The 16,728-nt window shown below is 51.7% G+C and carries 16 protein-coding genes; 7 read left to right on the top strand and 9 right to left on the bottom strand.

Annotated features, from left to right (window positions below; genetic code table 11):
* Positions 1-37 precede the first annotated feature (37 nt).
* The 5 genes from PH5382_RS18855 to PH5382_RS19870 form a co-directional block, all read right to left on the bottom strand.
* Positions 38-679 (bottom strand): hypothetical protein, encoded by a 642-nt coding sequence (locus tag PH5382_RS18855; protein ID WP_156414977.1) that lies wholly within the window; start codon positions 677-679, stop codon positions 38-40.
* A gap of 222 nt (positions 680-901) precedes the next feature.
* Positions 902-2,122 (bottom strand): PAS domain-containing protein, encoded by a 1,221-nt coding sequence (locus PH5382_RS18850; protein WP_058335931.1) that lies wholly within the window; start codon positions 2,120-2,122, stop codon positions 902-904.
* 576 nt (positions 2,123-2,698) lie between these two features.
* On the bottom strand, positions 2,699-3,850 hold the full coding sequence (locus PH5382_RS18845) for a tyrosine-type recombinase/integrase (protein WP_058335930.1): 1,152 nt from the start codon (positions 3,848-3,850) through the stop codon (positions 2,699-2,701).
* Positions 3,851-4,029: 179 nt separating this feature from the next.
* Positions 4,030-5,769, bottom strand: coding sequence for a recombinase family protein (locus PH5382_RS19595; RefSeq protein WP_082645767.1), 1,740 nt, complete (start codon positions 5,767-5,769; stop codon positions 4,030-4,032).
* Entirely contained in the window at positions 5,766-6,038 is a 273-nt protein-coding gene (locus tag PH5382_RS19870) for a hypothetical protein (RefSeq protein WP_156414976.1), read from the bottom strand. Before PH5382_RS19870 ends, PH5382_RS19595 begins: the two co-directional genes overlap by 4 nt.
* 134 nt (positions 6,039-6,172) lie before the next feature.
* Here PH5382_RS19870 and PH5382_RS18825 point away from each other — a divergent pair, with 134 nt between their 5' ends.
* Entirely contained in the window at positions 6,173-6,919 is a 747-nt protein-coding gene (locus tag PH5382_RS18825) for a hypothetical protein (RefSeq protein WP_058335927.1), read from the top strand.
* A gap of 36 nt (positions 6,920-6,955) precedes the next feature.
* On the opposite strand, the gene PH5382_RS18820 is transcribed toward PH5382_RS18825, so the two are convergent.
* Positions 6,956-7,966 (bottom strand): hypothetical protein, encoded by a 1,011-nt coding sequence (locus PH5382_RS18820; RefSeq protein ID WP_156414975.1) that lies wholly within the window; start codon positions 7,964-7,966, stop codon positions 6,956-6,958.
* 255 nt (positions 7,967-8,221) lie between these two features.
* Here PH5382_RS18820 and PH5382_RS18815 point away from each other — a divergent pair, with 255 nt between their 5' ends.
* The 4 genes from PH5382_RS18815 to PH5382_RS18800 all read left to right on the top strand — a co-directional run bounded on the left by PH5382_RS18815 (position 8,222) and on the right by PH5382_RS18800 (position 12,624).
* The gene (locus PH5382_RS18815) at positions 8,222-9,649 is read left to right on the top strand and encodes a DUF6880 family protein (RefSeq protein WP_058335925.1); all 1,428 of its coding nucleotides are present in this window, start codon (positions 8,222-8,224) and stop codon (positions 9,647-9,649) included.
* Positions 9,650-9,735: 86 nt separating this feature from the next.
* Positions 9,736-10,167, top strand: coding sequence for a hypothetical protein (locus PH5382_RS18810; RefSeq protein WP_231751940.1), 432 nt, complete (start codon positions 9,736-9,738; stop codon positions 10,165-10,167).
* 364 nt (positions 10,168-10,531) lie between these two features.
* The gene (locus tag PH5382_RS18805) at positions 10,532-11,788 is read left to right on the top strand and encodes an AAA family ATPase (protein ID WP_058335924.1); all 1,257 of its coding nucleotides are present in this window, start codon (positions 10,532-10,534) and stop codon (positions 11,786-11,788) included.
* The gene (locus PH5382_RS18800; RefSeq protein WP_156414974.1) at positions 11,785-12,624 is read left to right on the top strand and encodes an HNH endonuclease family protein; all 840 of its coding nucleotides are present in this window, start codon (positions 11,785-11,787) and stop codon (positions 12,622-12,624) included. The genes PH5382_RS18805 and PH5382_RS18800 overlap by 4 nt, the downstream gene beginning before the upstream one ends.
* Before the next feature lie 3 nt (positions 12,625-12,627).
* Here PH5382_RS18800 and PH5382_RS18795 read toward each other — a convergent pair whose 3' ends face one another.
* Together PH5382_RS18795 and PH5382_RS18790 are read right to left on the bottom strand one after the other, a co-directional pair.
* On the bottom strand, positions 12,628-12,858 hold the full coding sequence (locus PH5382_RS18795; protein ID WP_058335922.1) for a hypothetical protein: 231 nt from the start codon (positions 12,856-12,858) through the stop codon (positions 12,628-12,630).
* Positions 12,851-14,236: a hypothetical protein gene (locus PH5382_RS18790; protein ID WP_156414973.1), complete on the bottom strand. Its 1,386-nt coding sequence runs from the start codon at positions 14,234-14,236 to the stop codon at positions 12,851-12,853. Before PH5382_RS18790 ends, PH5382_RS18795 begins: the two co-directional genes overlap by 8 nt.
* 610 nt (positions 14,237-14,846) lie before the next feature.
* Between PH5382_RS18790 and PH5382_RS18785 the strand changes: the two genes are divergently transcribed.
* Both PH5382_RS18785 and PH5382_RS19865 read left to right on the top strand, forming a co-directional pair.
* Complete coding sequence (locus tag PH5382_RS18785) at positions 14,847-15,827, top strand: class I SAM-dependent DNA methyltransferase (protein ID WP_082645766.1); 981 nt, start codon at positions 14,847-14,849, stop codon at positions 15,825-15,827.
* Between the two features lie 57 nt (positions 15,828-15,884).
* Positions 15,885-16,025, top strand: coding sequence for a hypothetical protein (locus PH5382_RS19865; RefSeq protein WP_156414924.1), 141 nt, complete (start codon positions 15,885-15,887; stop codon positions 16,023-16,025).
* Positions 16,026-16,036: 11 nt separating this feature from the next.
* On the opposite strand, the gene PH5382_RS18780 is transcribed toward PH5382_RS19865, so the two are convergent.
* A partial coding sequence (locus PH5382_RS18780; RefSeq protein WP_156414925.1) for an IS1380 family transposase occupies positions 16,037-16,728 on the bottom strand: 692 nt, incomplete at its 5' end.

The following is a 16,728-nucleotide window of genomic DNA, read 5'->3' as shown; positions in this document are numbered from 1 at the left end:
ACACATTAGTGGCCGTTGGAGGCGCGAAAACGTCAAGTTACTTGGGAAATGCGGGTTCAATGAAGTTGCGGGAGTGGTTTGATAAAACGTAGAGAACTGCCACTGTTACGATCATAAGGTTTAGGCCAACTGCTGTGTGCTCTTGCCCCCCCGCAATTAGTAGAAAAAGTGAGGTAGGGCCGACAGTGGTCACAGCAAGTACAATTGCTGCGACTCTGAGGTGCATCAAGCACACCACAATTCCTAAACTGGTCACGCCTGAGAAGAACGCAACGTGGCCCTGTGAATATGGATCACCATATTTGAACAGTGCCAAGGCCCATGATGAAAAAAAAGTACCCAGAAGGCCTGCAAAAATGATTGTTTGCCGAAGTTTTCGACTCGCGATTCCGGCTGAAATTTCCTGCTTTCCAGCGTGCCAATAAGATAGAGTTCTGAACGCTGAGATTGACACAAGAAGAACAGGAACATAAATGCTGAGCCAGTCTGGTGCGGCCCCTAGATAGGAGTACGCAAGGGCCAACGTGTTAACTATCACCATCCCATACATGAGCGGGATTTGACGAGAGAACATCTTGACTTGTGCAATAGCTAGATCTGGATTGTCTTCAGGAACGTAAAACAATTTTTTCAAAAATTTTGAAACAACCAACACACTATGCCCCAAATATAAAGCCACGACTGCTCCCGTTAATTTGCCCAGCGCTCGTTTTTAAAAGGTTAAAATTGCCAACCATCAGCTCACGATGTATTTAGAATTTCCTTCAAATTAAACTTGTGAGTCGCGATGTATTTGGAAAGGCAGTGAGCGCGCGGGCCACAATTTTCTGCATCATTTTGAGGCACATCCCATCAGTGCAAGATTGGTCTGCATTCTTGCACTGGTGGTGAGTTCTGTGTTTTATGATGTTTCAGTTTTTATCCGCTCGCATAATGCGACTATTTTTTCCAAACGCTTCATAATTCTCTCTTGAAACGTACCTAATTGGTCAATTATTTCGGAAAGAGTTTCTCCGGATTCTGGTAAACGTGCGCTTTCGATTTTGCACAATACTCGCGTTGAACTCAGTCCTAGGAAGTGCCGTTGCATAGTTTGGCAGGCACTAGTAATCCGAGATGCCTCGTGATGAACTTCTTGAAGGCCGACGTTCGACAATTCCATCTGTTTTTGGGAGAGGTTTGACAGGATTTCAATTTCCGCTTCTATTTCAATTCCTGAACTTGCTCGGTCTTCATTTTGAAATTGTTGATCACATTCCACGAGAACTCTAACCATTCCCTGGACAAAGCCACTGGTGTTTACGAGCTCCTTCAGCTTGGAAAAATTGCTATCTGGACCAATGACGTTCGCTTCAAACCAATCGGACATGTTACGTGACATTGACCCATAGTTTTGAGACAAAACCGTCACTGGTCCACCTGCAGGCTCTATCCTCGAGGCAATAACACGTAGGTTATGAGGAATTGTGCGCATCGCAGAAAAGTCGCTGACCAAACCGCTGGTCTCGCTTGCAAGGGAGGTTGCGTCGTCAAAAGCGTCCTTTAGGTTGGTGCTGATCTCTTTGTGTTCTCGACCCAAGCCTGCATTCCGAGTTCTCATTTCTTCCTGCAGCGCAAATGTTGCGAAGTGATCATACCCATCAAATCCTTGCTCAATCACCCATGTCATCAACAGGGCTCGGCTTTCTTCAGGGGACAAATCGTTCAGGGACTCGGCGGCTAGTAGCTCAGAATATGCTTGTTTTACTTTTTCAAAAAGTTCACTAGTGGGCTTAATACGAACCGAAAGAAACCCCCCTTCGGATGGGATCACGACAGCATAGACCCAATATGATAGGCCGTCCTTTGATTTGTTCTTCACGTAAGCGCCAATGTGTTGACCTTGTTGAATTGTGTCCCAGAAAAGCTGAAACACTCCCCTGGGCATGTCAGCATGGCGAACAATTTTATGGGGGGATCCAAGTAGTTCCTGCCAGTCATAGTGAGAAACTCTGCGGAAAACTTCGTTCCCAGCCTGGATCAATCCGCGTTCATTTTTCCTCGCTCCGACGACTAAAGAAAAAAAAAAAGGGGAGAAAAAAGAGGAAGGAATCGTGACCAAGTTGCGATCATGTTGCGTCATTTTGGATCCTGCCTAATGGGCTGTAGGGGGGGGGGGCGATAGGGTAAGATGTTGAAAATATTAATTTTGTAAATCGTGCCGCTACCGAGTTGAAAAAAGATTAACTGAAATCGGTTCTCTCGTTGGTTGTTTCCTGGTTGCTTTTTGGGTGCAAAACTCTGAAGTCAAAATTCTTATGACGCTTCACGCACCCCCCCCCGGTTGAACTTCACATTCGCGAATCACTATCTTTGGGATGCGATCATTCTTGTTTGGAAGCCCATGTGCTTTGAAGGGACTGTCAATCTTACTGGAAGGCCTGAGCCCGATTTTGTGCAAACAATGACCAGCCCGAAAGCGGCCATCACATATTCATGTGGGGTTAAGCACTGCTGGCTTGGTCGGGATGCGGATTTGAGTATGTAACAAGATCCGCAATGCAGTCTCTCGTTCGATAAGTTTTCAAATTGGACATTTTGAGTGACTGGTTTGGATAGGCTCTGATGTCACTGACCAACAGTCAGGATCAGGACAGGGCACTCGACTTTACAAAGGTCGTTATCTGCGCATTGCCGCCATTGGAGTGGCTTGGAAAGATCAGGTGACCTTCGAAAACATTAACTCCGTCGCCTTGTCGACGCTCTCTCTGACCGGATCAAGGTTCAACCGTGCATAGATCGCTGTGGATTGTTGTGAGCGATGCCCGAGAGATTTTCCGATGATGTAGCCGTTGGCCCCAGTAGCCGCCTGATAGCTACCCAAAGTTCTGCGCAAGTCGTGAATGCGCAGGTTTTCTATACCCGCCTCACTCAAGATGCGCCCCCAAGCCTTCTTTGGATCTGCTAGATGACCGCTCAGGCCGGTGCCTTCAAATACAAAGGGGCTGCCTGACTTCAGCTTGCGCGCAACCAATAGGTCTATAGCTTGTTGGGGTAGGTGAACTGTCAAAGGATCGGCATTTTTGGTTTCTTCAATGCGCCAAGTCGCGGCTTCAAAATTGATCTCTTTCCACATCATTGCCAAAGTGTTGGCTTTTCGCGCGCCGGTCAGCAGAGAAATCATGAAGAAATCCCGCGCGGCTTCGTTGGGTTCATTGGCCAAGGCTTCAAAAAAACGGGGCAGTTCATCGGGCTGCAAAAACCTGTCACGGCTTTGTTCACGATATTTCTTGATCCCAACAGCCGGATTGGTACCCTTCCAGCCCCACTCAACCGCCTTGTTGAAGATAGATCGGATGCGTTCCAGTAGGCGGTTTGCCTGATAAACCCCGTTGTCCTTGCCGATCTTGGCATGAAGCCGTTCCACCTCTGCCCGATCAATAGATGAGATTTTGCGCCGGAACCAATGTGGCAGGTATTTGTTCACTTCTCGCTCGTCATACTTCCACGACTTTTTGTGAACCTTGGAATACTTGTCCATGTATTCAAAAAAGAGCGCGCCAAAGGTCATCTCGTCGCGAATGGACTTCTTTTCCTTCTGTGGGTTTGCCCCTGCCGCAATACCACCTTTGGCTTTGGTCGCGGCTTTGCGGGCTTGCTCTATCGTCATGTCAGGAAATTTGCCAAGCAAGAGCCGTTCCGGGCGTCCTTCAATGCGTTTGTAAAGGTAAAAGCTTTTTGACCCCGCTGCGGTCACAGCCATCATCAGCCCCGCCTCGCGTTCGTCGTAATAGTAATCTCGCGATCCCTTGTTGGCGTTGGGAGCTTTGAGAAGGGCGGCTTTGGTGAAGTTTAGTCGGTGGCTGGCCACGGGCTTTCCTAATCGTTTTGGTGCTATGAAAAATGTCGGGTGCTACACCGGTGCTACAGTGTGGAGCAAATATGAACAATCCTGAACAAAGGCGGAAGCTGGATGTGGTCTCGTAAAATACTGTAAAATAACAATAGAAATGCGTTTAGCAATAATGCGCAAAGGTGCGACAATGAGGCTCATAACCTGAAGGTCGTAGGTTCAAATCCTACTCCCGCAACCAGCTCTACTTGTAAAGTAGACGCCACCGACAAAGCCCCTTCGGGGGCTTTTGTCGTTCTACCGCTAAGCTCCTGATGCACTTGTTGAAGTTTAGAAAGCTCCGCTGCAACGCGGACGCTTTCCGATGAAGTTGCAACCGACAGAATGCCTGCCAGGTCGCCAATCAGATCAACAGTCAATTCTTCACCCGTCTCGTTGGGGGTGAGGACTATTTGGTCGATCATTGCGCGCAGATGCTGTGATGCTTCGGCACGTGTGTCTGGGGTGTTCATGGTCTCCATCAGGCCGCGCACTTCCTTGTGGTAGCGCTCCGCCATATTGGGGTGGAAGATCACCTTCTCTTCTTCCTGGGTGGACAGCAGCTGTTCCAACTCATTGAGGCGGTTGTTCACGATGACAGCGCGGTCCTTGATCATCTCAGCTGGCACACCATCGCAGATGGACTGTACGATCTTTTGCTTCTCGCGGGTCAGCTTGCGCTGTTCCTTGATGAAGTCATTGCGTGAGGCGTTGTGCTGGCTGCGCAGGGCATTCATCCGCTTGGTGTATTCCGCACAGAAGGCCGCCACCAGACGTTCATCCATCAGGTTCTTGTTGAGGGCGTTCAGAACCGTCTGTTCCAGATCTTCTCGTTTGATGCTGAGGCCATTGTTGCAGGTGCCTTTGTTTTTGGCGGTTGAGCACGCGAGGCGCGTTTGGTTGTGCATTGCAAAGCCACCGCCACAGCAACCACATTTTACGAGATGTGACAGCAGGTAGGTCGGGCGGTTGCGCGCGTGCAGAGGTTTGTCTTTCTTGTTGTAGACACCTTGCTGGGCTTTGACCTTGTCCCAGAGGTCCTGATCGATGACGCGCAGATCCGGCACATCGGTGATCACCCACTTATCTTCAGGGTTCAGGCGCGAAACGCGCTTACCAGTTGCCGGGTTCTTGACGTAGCGCAGGCGGTTCCATATTTGGCGACCGATGTAGAGTTCGTTGTTCAGGATGCTTGTGCCGCGTTCTCGATTGCCATAGATCGTGCTTGGGCCCCAGGTGCCTCCGTTGGGGGCAGGGACCTTCTCAGCGTTCAGTTGCTTGGCCAGGGCGGCGGGGGAGGTACCGGTCACATAGGCGTTGAAGATGCGTTGGACCACTTTGGCCTGTGCTTCGTTGATTTTGCGCCCACCGCGCTCGATCATGCCGTCTGGGCCAACCTCATGGGAGATGTCATAGCCAAAGACAATGCCCCCTGCGCTTTTGCCTTTGAGCGCGCGGCCCTGCAGACCTCGGCGGGTTTTGTTGGCCAGCTCCTTGAGGAACATGGCCCCCATAGTGCCGCTGAACCCGATGTGCAGCTCGTTGATGAACCCCTCAGAGAGGGTGAACATCTGTTGGTCGTTGAACCGTAGGTGCTTGAACACTTTGGCTGCGCCTTCCAGATCGCGGCTTACGCGATCAAGGGCTTCGGACAACACAATATCAAAGTGGCCAGTCGGAGCGGCTGCCATCAGCGCCTGAATACCGGGACGGAATAGGCTCTCTCCTGAGATCGCATGATCGGTGTAGCATTCTACAACTGTCCAGCCTTCGGCCTCGGCGCGTTGTTGGCAGACGCGGATCTGGTCTTCGATGGATTTATCCGTCTGTAGGTCGGAGGAGTATCTGGCGTAGATAGCCACTCTTTTGGCTGTACTGCTTGTCTCTGTCGTGGTCATGGTGCGTGTCCTTTATCTAGGCTGTTTGGTTCATCACGCGCCGTGCTGTCTGTTTTGAGATGCTCTGCAAAATCCGCTTCCGCCGCTGCCCGCGCGAGGAAACGCACCAGATCCAGCAGTCGATCATCGACCACTGCTGGGGGTGCGCTCATTCGAGTCTCTCGTGGGTTGGCCTTGTTGGTCAACGGATTTTTCCTTTCTGCCCACAGGCAATTTGCCGGGGCTACTTGTTGTCGTTCTCCTTTGCGCTTTGCATAGATCTGGAACATAAGCGGAACAACATAGCGCCAGTATCCTGAAATCGGTAGCAAAATCGCAATTGAGCACATACGTAGGCAGAAGCTTAGCCGTCATTTAGGGACTAGGCTGCTGGTAGAGCGCGGGTAATTACGGGTATTTTTGTATGTCAGAATTCCATGAAGTTGATTGGAAGAATGCTTCGGTTCAGGACCGGGTCACGCCGACCAAGGTGCTCTTTCGTTTGATGGTACAACTGTCCAAGAAGCTGGATGTCCACTTTGATGTCTTGCTTGAAGAGGCGCAGGAGCAGGCGATCTCCAAGGCGGAAGACCCACACCGAAATTTTGAAAAGGGAAAGATTGCAAAGGAGCGGTCGCACAAGATCCATGAGTGGATCGGACGCAATCATTTTGAGTGGGCGCAGGAGCAAGAACCGGAGTTGTTCCAAGTGCCCAGGAAGAATGATTGGGATCAGTTTCTGGAAAATGCGGTCTTCCAAGACGGCTTGGCCGTTGTGGACCGGCTAGGCTTTGGCGTTGCCAGCCGTTTGCCGCCGGAAGAGATGGGCGGTGTTACACTGCGTTTGGGTCAGGTCTATGGCTTTGAATTGGTTGCGGACAGTCTGGGGCAGGTCGTGGCCTTTGAGGAGTGCGGAGGTACCTGGCACCCTCTTCCGCTTGGCGAAACCCCAGAGAGCCTGAAAGCGGATCTGAGGCTGGGCAAAAACCAGCTGCCGAGGACTGGCAATGGAAAGGCCATGCAGCTTTATGAGCATCACGACAGTGGCCCACACCGCTTTATCTTTGTTGTCCGCGAAGGCGGCAAGCTGCCAGTTGATCGGAAAAGCATCGCAAAGCTGGCAAAGACTACGCCCCTGCTTGTGTATCAGGCAAGAACCTATGTGATTTGACGTTGTTCATCTTGTGAGCAGATCTGCGCGGGCAAATCAAAACCCAAGCGCGCGCAGGATCTTGTCGTTTGTTGGCTTCAGCGCCGACCATTGTTTGGCCCCCTTAGTGCGGAAATGCTCCGGCGGCTGGTGGCCTTGGGACAGAACCGTCTCAATGTCGGCAAAGAAGGCATCGGACCCGCCAAGGTCTTGCCAGAAGTCTTTCAAGCCGACAGCTTCGGCCAGGATTTGCGAGGAAGCAAAGACAGGCTCAACAACAGCTGCATGAAAGTCGGAGATCTCACTGTCAGATGGCAGATACTCTTCTGGGACATAGTCCAGTCCCTCGCGTTCAGCACGCTTGTAGGCGGGAATGAACGGCTGCTCTGTCAGGTAGGCCAGCAGCATGAACAGCCGGGTCTCGGCAAAGGGGTGGGTTCGGCTTGTCTCTTTGCCGCGTTCTTCCCGTTCGATGATCAGGATCACCATCAAAACAGAGGTGGCGTAGTACCTGAACAGCTTCCAATTCTCAGCTGAATAGGCCCCGAGGAAGATCTCAGTGGCGTCCTGGTCGGCCTGCAGTTCCAGGCAATAGGATAACCAGTGTTCTTCATCTTCAGCCAGAAAACTCTCAACGGGTAGCTCTGGAGGCGCGGCTCCCTGTGTGGCAATCCCGAAACCTATGGGGGCTCCTGCTTCCAACAAGCCCGCAGAGCCCGTGATTTTAAAGTGCCCGATGGCGAAGTGGTTCAGCTCGTGCTGCATCAGCCAGCGCAGCGACATGTCTGCTGCGTGGTCAGGATGGCCTAGGAGCTCAATCTGGTGCTCTGGGGGCAAATTGGCGGAGAGCTCAAGTGCCCTCTTCCAAGCCTTAGAAATTTGATCCGCCGTGCCAGTACAGGTGTCGATGCCTAGGCCTTCTCCAAGTGGGAAGACATGGGCATAGAACGTATCGCTTGGAATGACGCGTAAGGCTGGTGATGCTGCAAATGGCACAGAGACTCGTTCATCATAGCGTTCAACCGCTGCGTCTAATGTGATTTGTAAACGGTCTTCTTGTTCGCTCATGCCTGGGCAGTCCACATTGCGTTGAATTCCCTGCTCCGCTTGCAGTTGAGGATTTGATATGGCGTAAGTCGGTTGTTCTCAATGCCAAGCACAGCTTTTGTGTGCTGCACATGTACCTCACCATATTGTATTGTCCGATGCTGTCCTTCTGGTTTGGCCCGTTCCGAATGGTTTGAGACCGGATTGACATCGTTCGTCTCTGGGTCATGAAAAGGCTTGCTTCCCTTTGTGCGTCCAAGATGCCAAAAACAAACCATGTCGAAGAAGACCTTGAATCAAACTAACCTTGAAGCCCTGGGTGCTGATAAACTGGCAGCATTGCTAATGGAGGTCAGCACTGGCAGTGCCGAGATCAAACGACGTCTGCGGTTGGAGCTGTCCCATAGCCTTGGCGCATCAGAGTTGGCCCGAGAGGTGCGCAAACGGCTTTTATCGCTTCGAAAATCAACCAGTTTTGTAAGTTGGCGCAAGCGTAAGACACTGATTAAAGATCTCGATACGCAAGTCACCATGATCGTCGAAAAGATCGCTCCAGAGGATCCGGCCACGGCTTTTGATTTGTTGTGGCAGTTTATTGAGCCAGCTCCCTCCGTTTACGAACGTGTCGATGACAGCAGGGGCGACGTGGGAAATGTCTTTCGGGCGGCAACCAAACACTTTGAAGATATTGCGCCGCACGCGCTCATTGACCCTGTTGTTCTGGCCGAACGTGTATGGACCGTCGTGCAGGACAACGGGTACGGGGAATGGGATGGCATCATCCCTCTCATGGCCCCAACGCTTGGGGCCTCTGGCCTTGCCCGGCTAAAGGCTGACGTTGAGGTCTATGCCGCAGCACCTATTGAAGAAGATCCGGCAGACCACGAAGCGATCCAGTTTTTGCGTCAACTGCGAGGGGGCGACACTTATGCGGCTGATCGCAAATCGCGGTTCGTCAAATGGTGCCTTCAGGAAATCGCAGCAACGGCAGGCGACACAAGTGCCTATATTGATCAGTACACTGAAGAGGATTTGAAGCGGAAAGATATCTCAGCTGAGGTCGCAGGATTGTTGCTTTCTGACGATCAGGCGGCGGCTGCTCTGGATCTGTTGCTTGCGGCTGATCAGGAGGAGGGCAGCTTCGGACAAGAGGCGTGGGACGACGCCTATATCGCAAGCCTAGCCGCGCTTGGGCGACCCCAAGAAGCCCAAAAACACCGCTGGGCCTGTTTCTCTTCGACCTTGAGCACGCAGCATCTGCGGGACTATCTCACAGCCCTGCCGGATTTTGAGGATGTCGAAGCTGAAGACCTGGCCAAGACGCTTGTTTTGGCGTTCCCTGACTTCTCAGTAGCGCTGGGTTTTTGTGTCAATTGGCCCGATCCTTTGACAGCAGCCCAATTGATAGAAGATCGCGCCAGTGAAATTGATGGCAATCATTACATGCTGCTATCCTCAGCAGCTGAGACACTGCGATCAAGACATCCGCGCGCGGCTGTGCTGCTATGGCGGGCAATGATCGACTATACGCTGGAGCAAGGCCGATCCAAACACTACGGCCACGCCGCTGAGCACTTGGCGGATTGCGCTCTGCTTGATGCGGAAATCCTGGATTATGGCGCATTCCCCAACCACGATACTTACGTCAAAACGCTGCAAGATCACCATGATCGCAAATCTTCCTTTTGGGCAAAGGTGCGGTAACGGGAGGGCTTAAGGTATTGATCATGGCATCCAGCGGCCTCCCGCAGGAAGCTTTGAGGCAAAGCGATGGAGTTAGGAGCAATGAAGTGCCACTTGTTGACTCTACTTTGAGCGAGGCTACCGGCCCGGCCAACACATTGGCGATACGGGTTCGGGCTCATCTTTGCCAAAAGGTGGGGCATGCCCTTCCCATCACCTACCAAGCTCTTGCCACGGAGTTGGAGCTCTTGCCGCCAAATACGATCCACCAACTCACGGCCGCGCTGGAATGCCTGATTGAGGAGGATGCCGCCACAGTCCGCCCGTTGATCGCAGCGCTCGTGGTCAGCAAAGCACGGGGTGGCTTGCCCGCGCCGGGATTTTTTGACTGCGCGCAGCATGTTGGACGCTTCGATGGCGACTCGTCGGAACCCGAGCGCTCAGAGTTTTATGCGGCAGAGTTTAAGAGGGCCGTCGAATTCTGGTGCAAGAGTGCCGAAGGCGTGGAGGAACTTGTCCAAGCTCGGCATCCAAGCTGAAAATAGGAATCGCATCGCATGGCAGTATGACTGCCCGGAAGTGACGGCCCTTAGCGGACTCTCAGAACCGTGTTCGGATGCTGCGGTCGCAACCCGCATTCCCGACATTCGCCGCGGGCGCGAAACCAATGGATTGTCGAACTGTAACAAGGCGGGCTGAGCTACCGTTCGAGGTGGTAGCACCAAGGGCATCTTTGTTATGAATCCTGTTTACATGCACAGCGTTGCCACTTCGCGTTACAGATGAGAGCTGGGACAGGTAACTACGTTGGGCAGGCGAAAATGCGAGCAATTGCGTATTTTGGGAAAAAACGCATACTGGCAAAAAGGCTTATGGCGCGCGCAAAGTAACGAAAGTAGTATCATGTATCTGAAATCGATACGTCTCAAGAATATCAAGTGTTTCAAAGATGTGGAGATCGACTTTGATCTCAAAGGTGGAAACAACCGAAAGTGGACCGTCTTGCTTGGTGAGAACGGGACAGGGAAATCCACAATCCTCAAGTCGATCGCGCTTCTGATGGCCGGATCTGACGCACTTGTCGAGTTGGTACGCCAGCCTGATGACTTGCTTCGCAAAGAAGCAAACAAAGGTTCAATTGTAGGCACCATTGAAACCAAAGACGGCAAAGTTAGAGAGCTCAAACTCGATTTTGTCCGAGGAAAGGGCGTGTCCAGGTTTCTCAGCGGCTCACAGGAAACCTTGCAACCCCTGAATGAAGCTCTAGAACACACCAATCGCAGCTACCCTGTATTTGCCTACGGGGCCGCGCGTCGCCTTGGGTCTGAACAAAGCTTCAGCTCTAGATCACCACAGAAACATCCACGCGCACGATCCATGTCATCGCTCTTTGACCGCAATGCGCAACTCAACCCATTGGAACAATGGGCCATGGACCTCGACTATCGCTCGGGTGGATTGCAAATGAGCATCGTGCGCAAGGTTTTGAGCGACTTTCTACCGGAACTTACATTTTCTGAAATCGACAAAGATGGGCGCAGCCTTCTCTTTGAAACAGACGATGGTTTGGTGCCCCTTGAGCATCTCAGTGATGGTTACCAAAATGTGGCCGCCTGGGTCGGCGATTTGCTCTATCAGATCACCGAAATTTTCGACGACTACAAGAACCCCCTCCATGCCAGAGGGCTTCTCATAATAGATGAGGTCGATCTTCATCTACATCCAAAATGGCAACGAACGCTTCTCGAATTTCTGGAAAAGCAACTGCCCAATATGCAGCTGATCGTAACGACGCATTCCGTTGTCACCGCGCAGCAAACCCCAGAAAATTCTTTGTTCTATTGTATCCGCCGCGACAAATCCAGACCTGAAATCGTCCCCTTTGAAGGCGATCCGGGAAAACTGCTTCTCAACCAGCTGATCGTAACAGAAGCCTTCGGGCACATTTCAGATGAATCTGTCGAAATTGAATCCCATCGTGCCCGCTATCGCAAACTTCACAAAAAGAAGAAGAAAACCAAAAAAGACCTGGCAGAGATGGAGCAGTTAAGCGATGTGATCGGCGCGGTGCCTGAAGATCCATCTGAGGACATTGTGCTGAGTGACAGACAGCGCGCCCTCATGCAGAAAATCGTTAGCCGACAGGCGACAAAGCAATGATTAGCCTGCAAAGATCACGACAACAGGGCGATGTTATTCCCAGTTTCAGAGGCAATAAGCCCATTGAACGCCTCGTTGAACTTATGGAGACGCGTCGCGCCAAGCTCGTTGCCGGTGAGGATCCAAAGCTTAAAATCAACTCCAAATGGTCAAAGACAAAAAAACAGCTTCTTGTCGAAACAAACGACAAATGTGCCTACTGCGAGTCTCACACCACAGCCGTCGCCTTCGGCGATGTCGAGCATTATCGCCCTAAATCCATCTATTGGTGGCTGGCCTATGTCTACGACAACTATCTCGCGTCCTGTTCAATCTGCAATCAACAGTTCAAGAGCAACGCCTTTGAGTTTTCTGGACCAAAAATGCGGGGGCCTGTGATCAGGTCTAACACAACTGATGCCCGGATCGCCTCATTGGCCAGAAAATTTGCGCCTGATCCGCTGGACGCTCAAGCAATCGCAGACTTTGAGGATGCCCATCGTCTGGAAGCGCCGCTCATCCCGAACCCCTATATTGATAGCCCGGAAGACCTCTTTTCTTGGGATGTCTTGAGGGGTGCAAAACAGGTAGAACTTATCCCAAACCCAAACCATCCTGATGCGGCTGATGTCGTCGATGCTTGCGAACGGCTCTATGGCCTCAATCGACCACAGCTAAAGCGCCGCAGATTTAACCAATGGCGGAACTATAATTTCTTTTTGAAGGTTATGCTTGATCAGGGAGCAGATCAGGAGACACGAGATGATGCGAAAGCATTTATCGATGAGTCACTACTACCAACAAGCGAATACGCTGGCATGATCCGATACTTTGAAAACCAGAGATTGGGAAATTAAGCTCTATCCGACAACAATCCAGGACGCCACTTCTCTTTCTGCAAGCCATTGATCGATGAAGCCCTGTGCGCCGCCAAAGACCGAATTCATACCGGAGGCCGCCACATAGCGAAACATTCGGCCATCGCTATGTCTGTATAGTGCGATTGAGTAATAATCGTCTTCATCATCCTCATTGCGATTGTCATGTTCCTCAACGAGCTCGCTGACCTCCAAAATATCCTGATCACTCATCGCTCTCAACTCCCTTTACGTCTGGATCTCCAGCAGGCTTAGCGCGCGCACCATTTGGCCACCATGCTTGAGGGTCAAGTTCCATGAAGTCGTGCAAGACACCGGTCGCAGACCCTTCGCTCTCATCCTCGGGATAGGTGAAATAAAGGGTATGAGCCCAAGCCGGTAAAAATCGCTTCCAATCATTGCCCATCAAAGGATAGTCCTTGATACCTGTCCCAAACAGCCGAGCAAGAGGTCCGCCAAACCAATCTCCAAAGAAACCCAGATGAGCGGGAAACCACATGTTGCTCCAGCGGACAACGGCAAACGGCGCAGCATGATAGAGTACATCACCACCTTTGTAGGGATAGCTGAATATCCCCTTTTTCTTCTTTCCGGGCAGGTCTGGAAACGGCGGACATGAAGCGATATCCCTGCGCGTCTGCCGGACACGAAATTCGTCTTCATCCTTGGTGAGAAGCTTGTCGGCCATATACATCGGGGTCCCAGCCGTTACAAAGTCTGTGATCAACCAAGAATTACCAGCTGCACGATGGGCAGCCCACAGCTCCCGCTGAAGAGCCCGGTATGCCTCAGGATCGTTGGTCTTGCCGTCCTTGAGCTCAGTCGCCGCACTCTCAAATCTAGCAAGAACATCAGGGTCGAGCTCCTTCTTCCGTCTATCCTCCTGACCAGCCGCGAGCGGCAGAACGTGATCCTGGTTCATTTTGGTCCAAAGATAGCTGATCCCGTCATAGGCGATATACGCCCCAAGACTATGTGCAACGACTATAATCCGCTCATAGCGGCCGGAGGTGTGCAGGCTTTCAAGGAAGTCGATCATCCCTCTGCGGATGTTCTTTCTCACAGCGTAAGACCGGGGCGATGTATCCAGATAGCGGACCACATCAACGAAACTGGCGGTGATTTTGCCTGGAAGGAATTTGGTCAGTGCCCAGCTGAGCAGACCGGCCAGTGCCCCTCCGCCAGCAATCATGGAGGCAATCTTCTCAACACTAAGGCTATCCCAAGTCATAGTGCCGTCTGCGATGTACCAAAGAAACCAAAGTATCAGAGCCCAAAAGGCCAACCAAATGACCCGAAGCCCGGACGGTACATTCCAGATCGGTGTAAACAACAACCTCTGAAATGTGTCCCATATATCTGATAGCTTGTTACCCTGCATCATGTGGGACCAGTGATATTCAAAGAACTCGGTTTGTGGATATTCTAATGTCTCACGCGCCAAATATGATCTGGCCTCGTAGCTTTCGCTCTCAGTTGCTGGACGTGAGTAATAGACGGGAAGTTCTTGTTTTTCATTGATGGCGGTCGTACCGGGAATGGCGGCATCGATAAATCGGTTCAACATATCGAGCGGCCTTTGCTCACCCATTCCATGGACTATAACGACCGCTTGGCGAAACCTCTTCGTACTCGTCATGTTTTCCCCCATTCCAAATAAATGCGTTGTTAAGAATTCGAACCAATCAGCGGTAATATGCAGCTGAAAATTTGTTTCGTTAAGCGAGTACTATTGTCTCATAGTTGGCAGTCATTTCAAAGAGTAAGGGGCTAGCAGGGATGGATGAACCTTCCAGGTCAATAAGCCGCCATTTGGGATGTGTGCAATTTGGGGCAATATGGGCTCCTTGCGGACCTCGGAGGCGGCGCAGCATCCTAGGGTCAAGCTCGTCCAGCCGACGTCACTCACGGCCCAAAGCCGACCTTGGCCGCCAGTTAGGGATGCTGCGGTGCGGCCCGTTAAACCTGTCGTTCGCTGCACCCGCAAAATCTCTGGCATGGTGAACTCACGGACTGCGGTCGGAACATTCGTTTGAGCTGCATGGTCTCGCTGCGCGTTTGCATGGTTGGAGCTCTCGTACTATTCACTCGAATGGGCTGATCGCAAGTGCCGACCACGACATATATTGCCTATTGAGATCGCATGAAGAAACCGCCAATCTGTCAATGATGACAAAATTGCTTGAAAAGACCTAAAAACAATGACTTACCACAAATCAGGGCATGAAAACGTCGTTCAAAAGGTCTGGGAGCTATGCCACATCCTCCGCGGCGATGGTGTTAGCTACCATCAATATGTTACGGAACTGACCTATCTACTCTTTTTGAAAATCGCGAAAGAGAATGGAGTCGAGCGGCTGATACCATCCGGCTGTCGTTGGAGTGACCTTGTTGAACACCAAGATGATGACCTACTTGAGTTCTACCAATTGGCGCTGACCCAGCTTGGCACAAGCGCAAAAACCGAAACTATTCGTTCTATCTATACATTTCCAACTACAGTTTTCTCCCATTCTGAAAATTTGCGTGCAGTCATTGATGGAATTGATGACATTGCCTGGAACGATGTAAGTGGTGATCGGTTCGGTGAAATCTATGAAGGACTAGTTGAGAGAATATCTCAAGATGTTCGCTCTGGCGCAGGTCAGTACTTCACGCCTCGTGCAGTTGTGAATTCAATTGTTCGTGTCATGAAACCGAAAGTGGGGGAAAGAATTCAAGATCCCGCCGTTGGAAGCGGAGGCTTTCTTGTTGCAGCAGACCGGTTCGTGCGCTCGAATTGTTCGGCGATTACCTATTCGAAGACCCCCCCCAAATATCAAGGTACGGAAATCGAGAAAAACACACGGCGAATTTGCTTGATGAACACATTTCTAAATGAGCTTGATGCCGAGATCATTTATGGCGACGCGCTAACAGATGATGCCAAAGGTCTAACACAAGCTGATTTGATACTAGCCAACCCACCGTTCGGAAGCAAAGCTGGCAGCAGGCGTGATGCACGAGAAGATTTACCTTATCCAAACGCTAACAAGCAACTCTTGTTCCTTCAGCACATCTACATGAGCCTTGATAAAAATGGCCGAGCAGCCGTGGTTTTGCCAGACAGTGTTTTGTTTGATGCGGGCGTGGGGAAGCTCATAAGGCGGGACTTGTTGGATAAACTGACATTCCCCAAGTAGAACGTCCTCCCGCCCACCTTGCCGCTGTTCTGCGCTCCTATCAAGCCTCTTGCACCCATGGTGCCGTTGTTCGGGCATCTGACGCGCGAACTGCGCCCGATTTCCGGTCTCGGGGGCGAGGTTGATCCGGATATTGGTCTGACCGACCCCCGTATGGATAGACCGGTTGAGCCGCTTTTGTTCAGGTTTTATGATTAACGATGTTGTCATTAGGGAACCGGCGGTGCGCGCAGCCGATGTATGGCCGCAAGGATGCGGTTGAACAGATCGCCGCTGACAGCCACCTCGGCCAGTTGGAAGGTGATTGCACGGGCGTGACGCACAACCCTCGCACCAATCTTGATCAATCGCGTCTGCAGGCTTGTCAGTGACCAGTCGGCTATCTCATCAGGTAGATCAGTGCCCTGTAGGAAGGCACCGATATTGTAAGCCAGTGCATGGAGTTGCAGCCGCACCTCGTTCTGCGCCATGCCTTTGCAGGACAAACGGGTCCAGTTGATCGCCTGCTTGCCTTCCTTGATGTATTGCTCGGCGGTGCCGCGTTGGTTGTAGAAGCGGATGATCCAGTCGGGTTCCATCGGCATGTTGGTGACCACGAAGCCCACGCGCGGGAACAACTCGCTGGGATGCCATTCCACCTTGGCGATGACACGACGAGGTTTGTCCCAAGATGCCGCCTGATATTGGAAGTCGCCGTAGATGCGCTTCACGCCTTTTGGCGGACGACCCACAGGGCGCTTGAGCAGATGCGCAATCTTGCCCTGAAGAACGCGATTGGCCCGAAGGCGGATGGCGTAGAAATAGTTTTCCAGTTCCAGAGTTTTGTATAGCTCCGGGATGGCGAACGCAGCATCCCCCCGGAAGAACCGCATCAGGTGACGATCCGCATATCGCGCGATGA

Source organism: Phaeobacter sp. CECT 5382, from assembly GCF_001457775.1.
GTDB lineage: Bacteria > Pseudomonadota > Alphaproteobacteria > Rhodobacterales > Rhodobacteraceae > Pseudophaeobacter.
Note: the sequence above shows the minus strand (reverse complement) of the source record. Positions and strands in the feature narration are given on the sequence as shown.

What these genes read in the sequence shown, in the direction of transcription:
- PH5382_RS19870 (WP_156414976.1), bottom strand. Translation starts at nt 6,038, where the DNA reads ATGTTCCAGATCTATGCAAAGCGCAAAGGAGAACGACAACAAGTAGCC.
- PH5382_RS18805 (WP_058335924.1), top strand. Translation starts at nt 10,532, where the DNA reads ATGTATCTGAAATCGATACGTCTCAAGAATATCAAGTGTTTCAAAGAT.
- PH5382_RS18795 (WP_058335922.1), bottom strand. Translation starts at nt 12,858, where the DNA reads ATGAGTGATCAGGATATTTTGGAGGTCAGCGAGCTCGTTGAGGAACAT.
- PH5382_RS18815 (WP_058335925.1), top strand. Translation starts at nt 8,222, where the DNA reads ATGTCGAAGAAGACCTTGAATCAAACTAACCTTGAAGCCCTGGGTGCT.
- PH5382_RS18825 (WP_058335927.1), top strand. Translation starts at nt 6,173, where the DNA reads ATGTCAGAATTCCATGAAGTTGATTGGAAGAATGCTTCGGTTCAGGAC.
- PH5382_RS18800 (WP_156414974.1), top strand. Translation starts at nt 11,785, where the DNA reads ATGATTAGCCTGCAAAGATCACGACAACAGGGCGATGTTATTCCCAGT.
- PH5382_RS18790 (WP_156414973.1), bottom strand. Translation starts at nt 14,236, where the DNA reads ATGGGTGAGCAAAGGCCGCTCGATATGTTGAACCGATTTATCGATGCC.
- PH5382_RS18820 (WP_156414975.1), bottom strand. Translation starts at nt 7,966, where the DNA reads ATGAGCGAACAAGAAGACCGTTTACAAATCACATTAGACGCAGCGGTT.
- PH5382_RS19595 (WP_082645767.1), bottom strand. Translation starts at nt 5,769, where the DNA reads ATGACCACGACAGAGACAAGCAGTACAGCCAAAAGAGTGGCTATCTAC.
- PH5382_RS18850 (WP_058335931.1), bottom strand. Translation starts at nt 2,122, where the DNA reads ATGACGCAACATGATCGCAACTTGGTCACGATTCCTTCCTCTTTTTTC.
- PH5382_RS19865 (WP_156414924.1), top strand. Translation starts at nt 15,885, where the DNA reads ATGGTGCCGTTGTTCGGGCATCTGACGCGCGAACTGCGCCCGATTTCC.
- PH5382_RS18785 (WP_082645766.1), top strand. Translation starts at nt 14,847, where the DNA reads ATGACTTACCACAAATCAGGGCATGAAAACGTCGTTCAAAAGGTCTGG.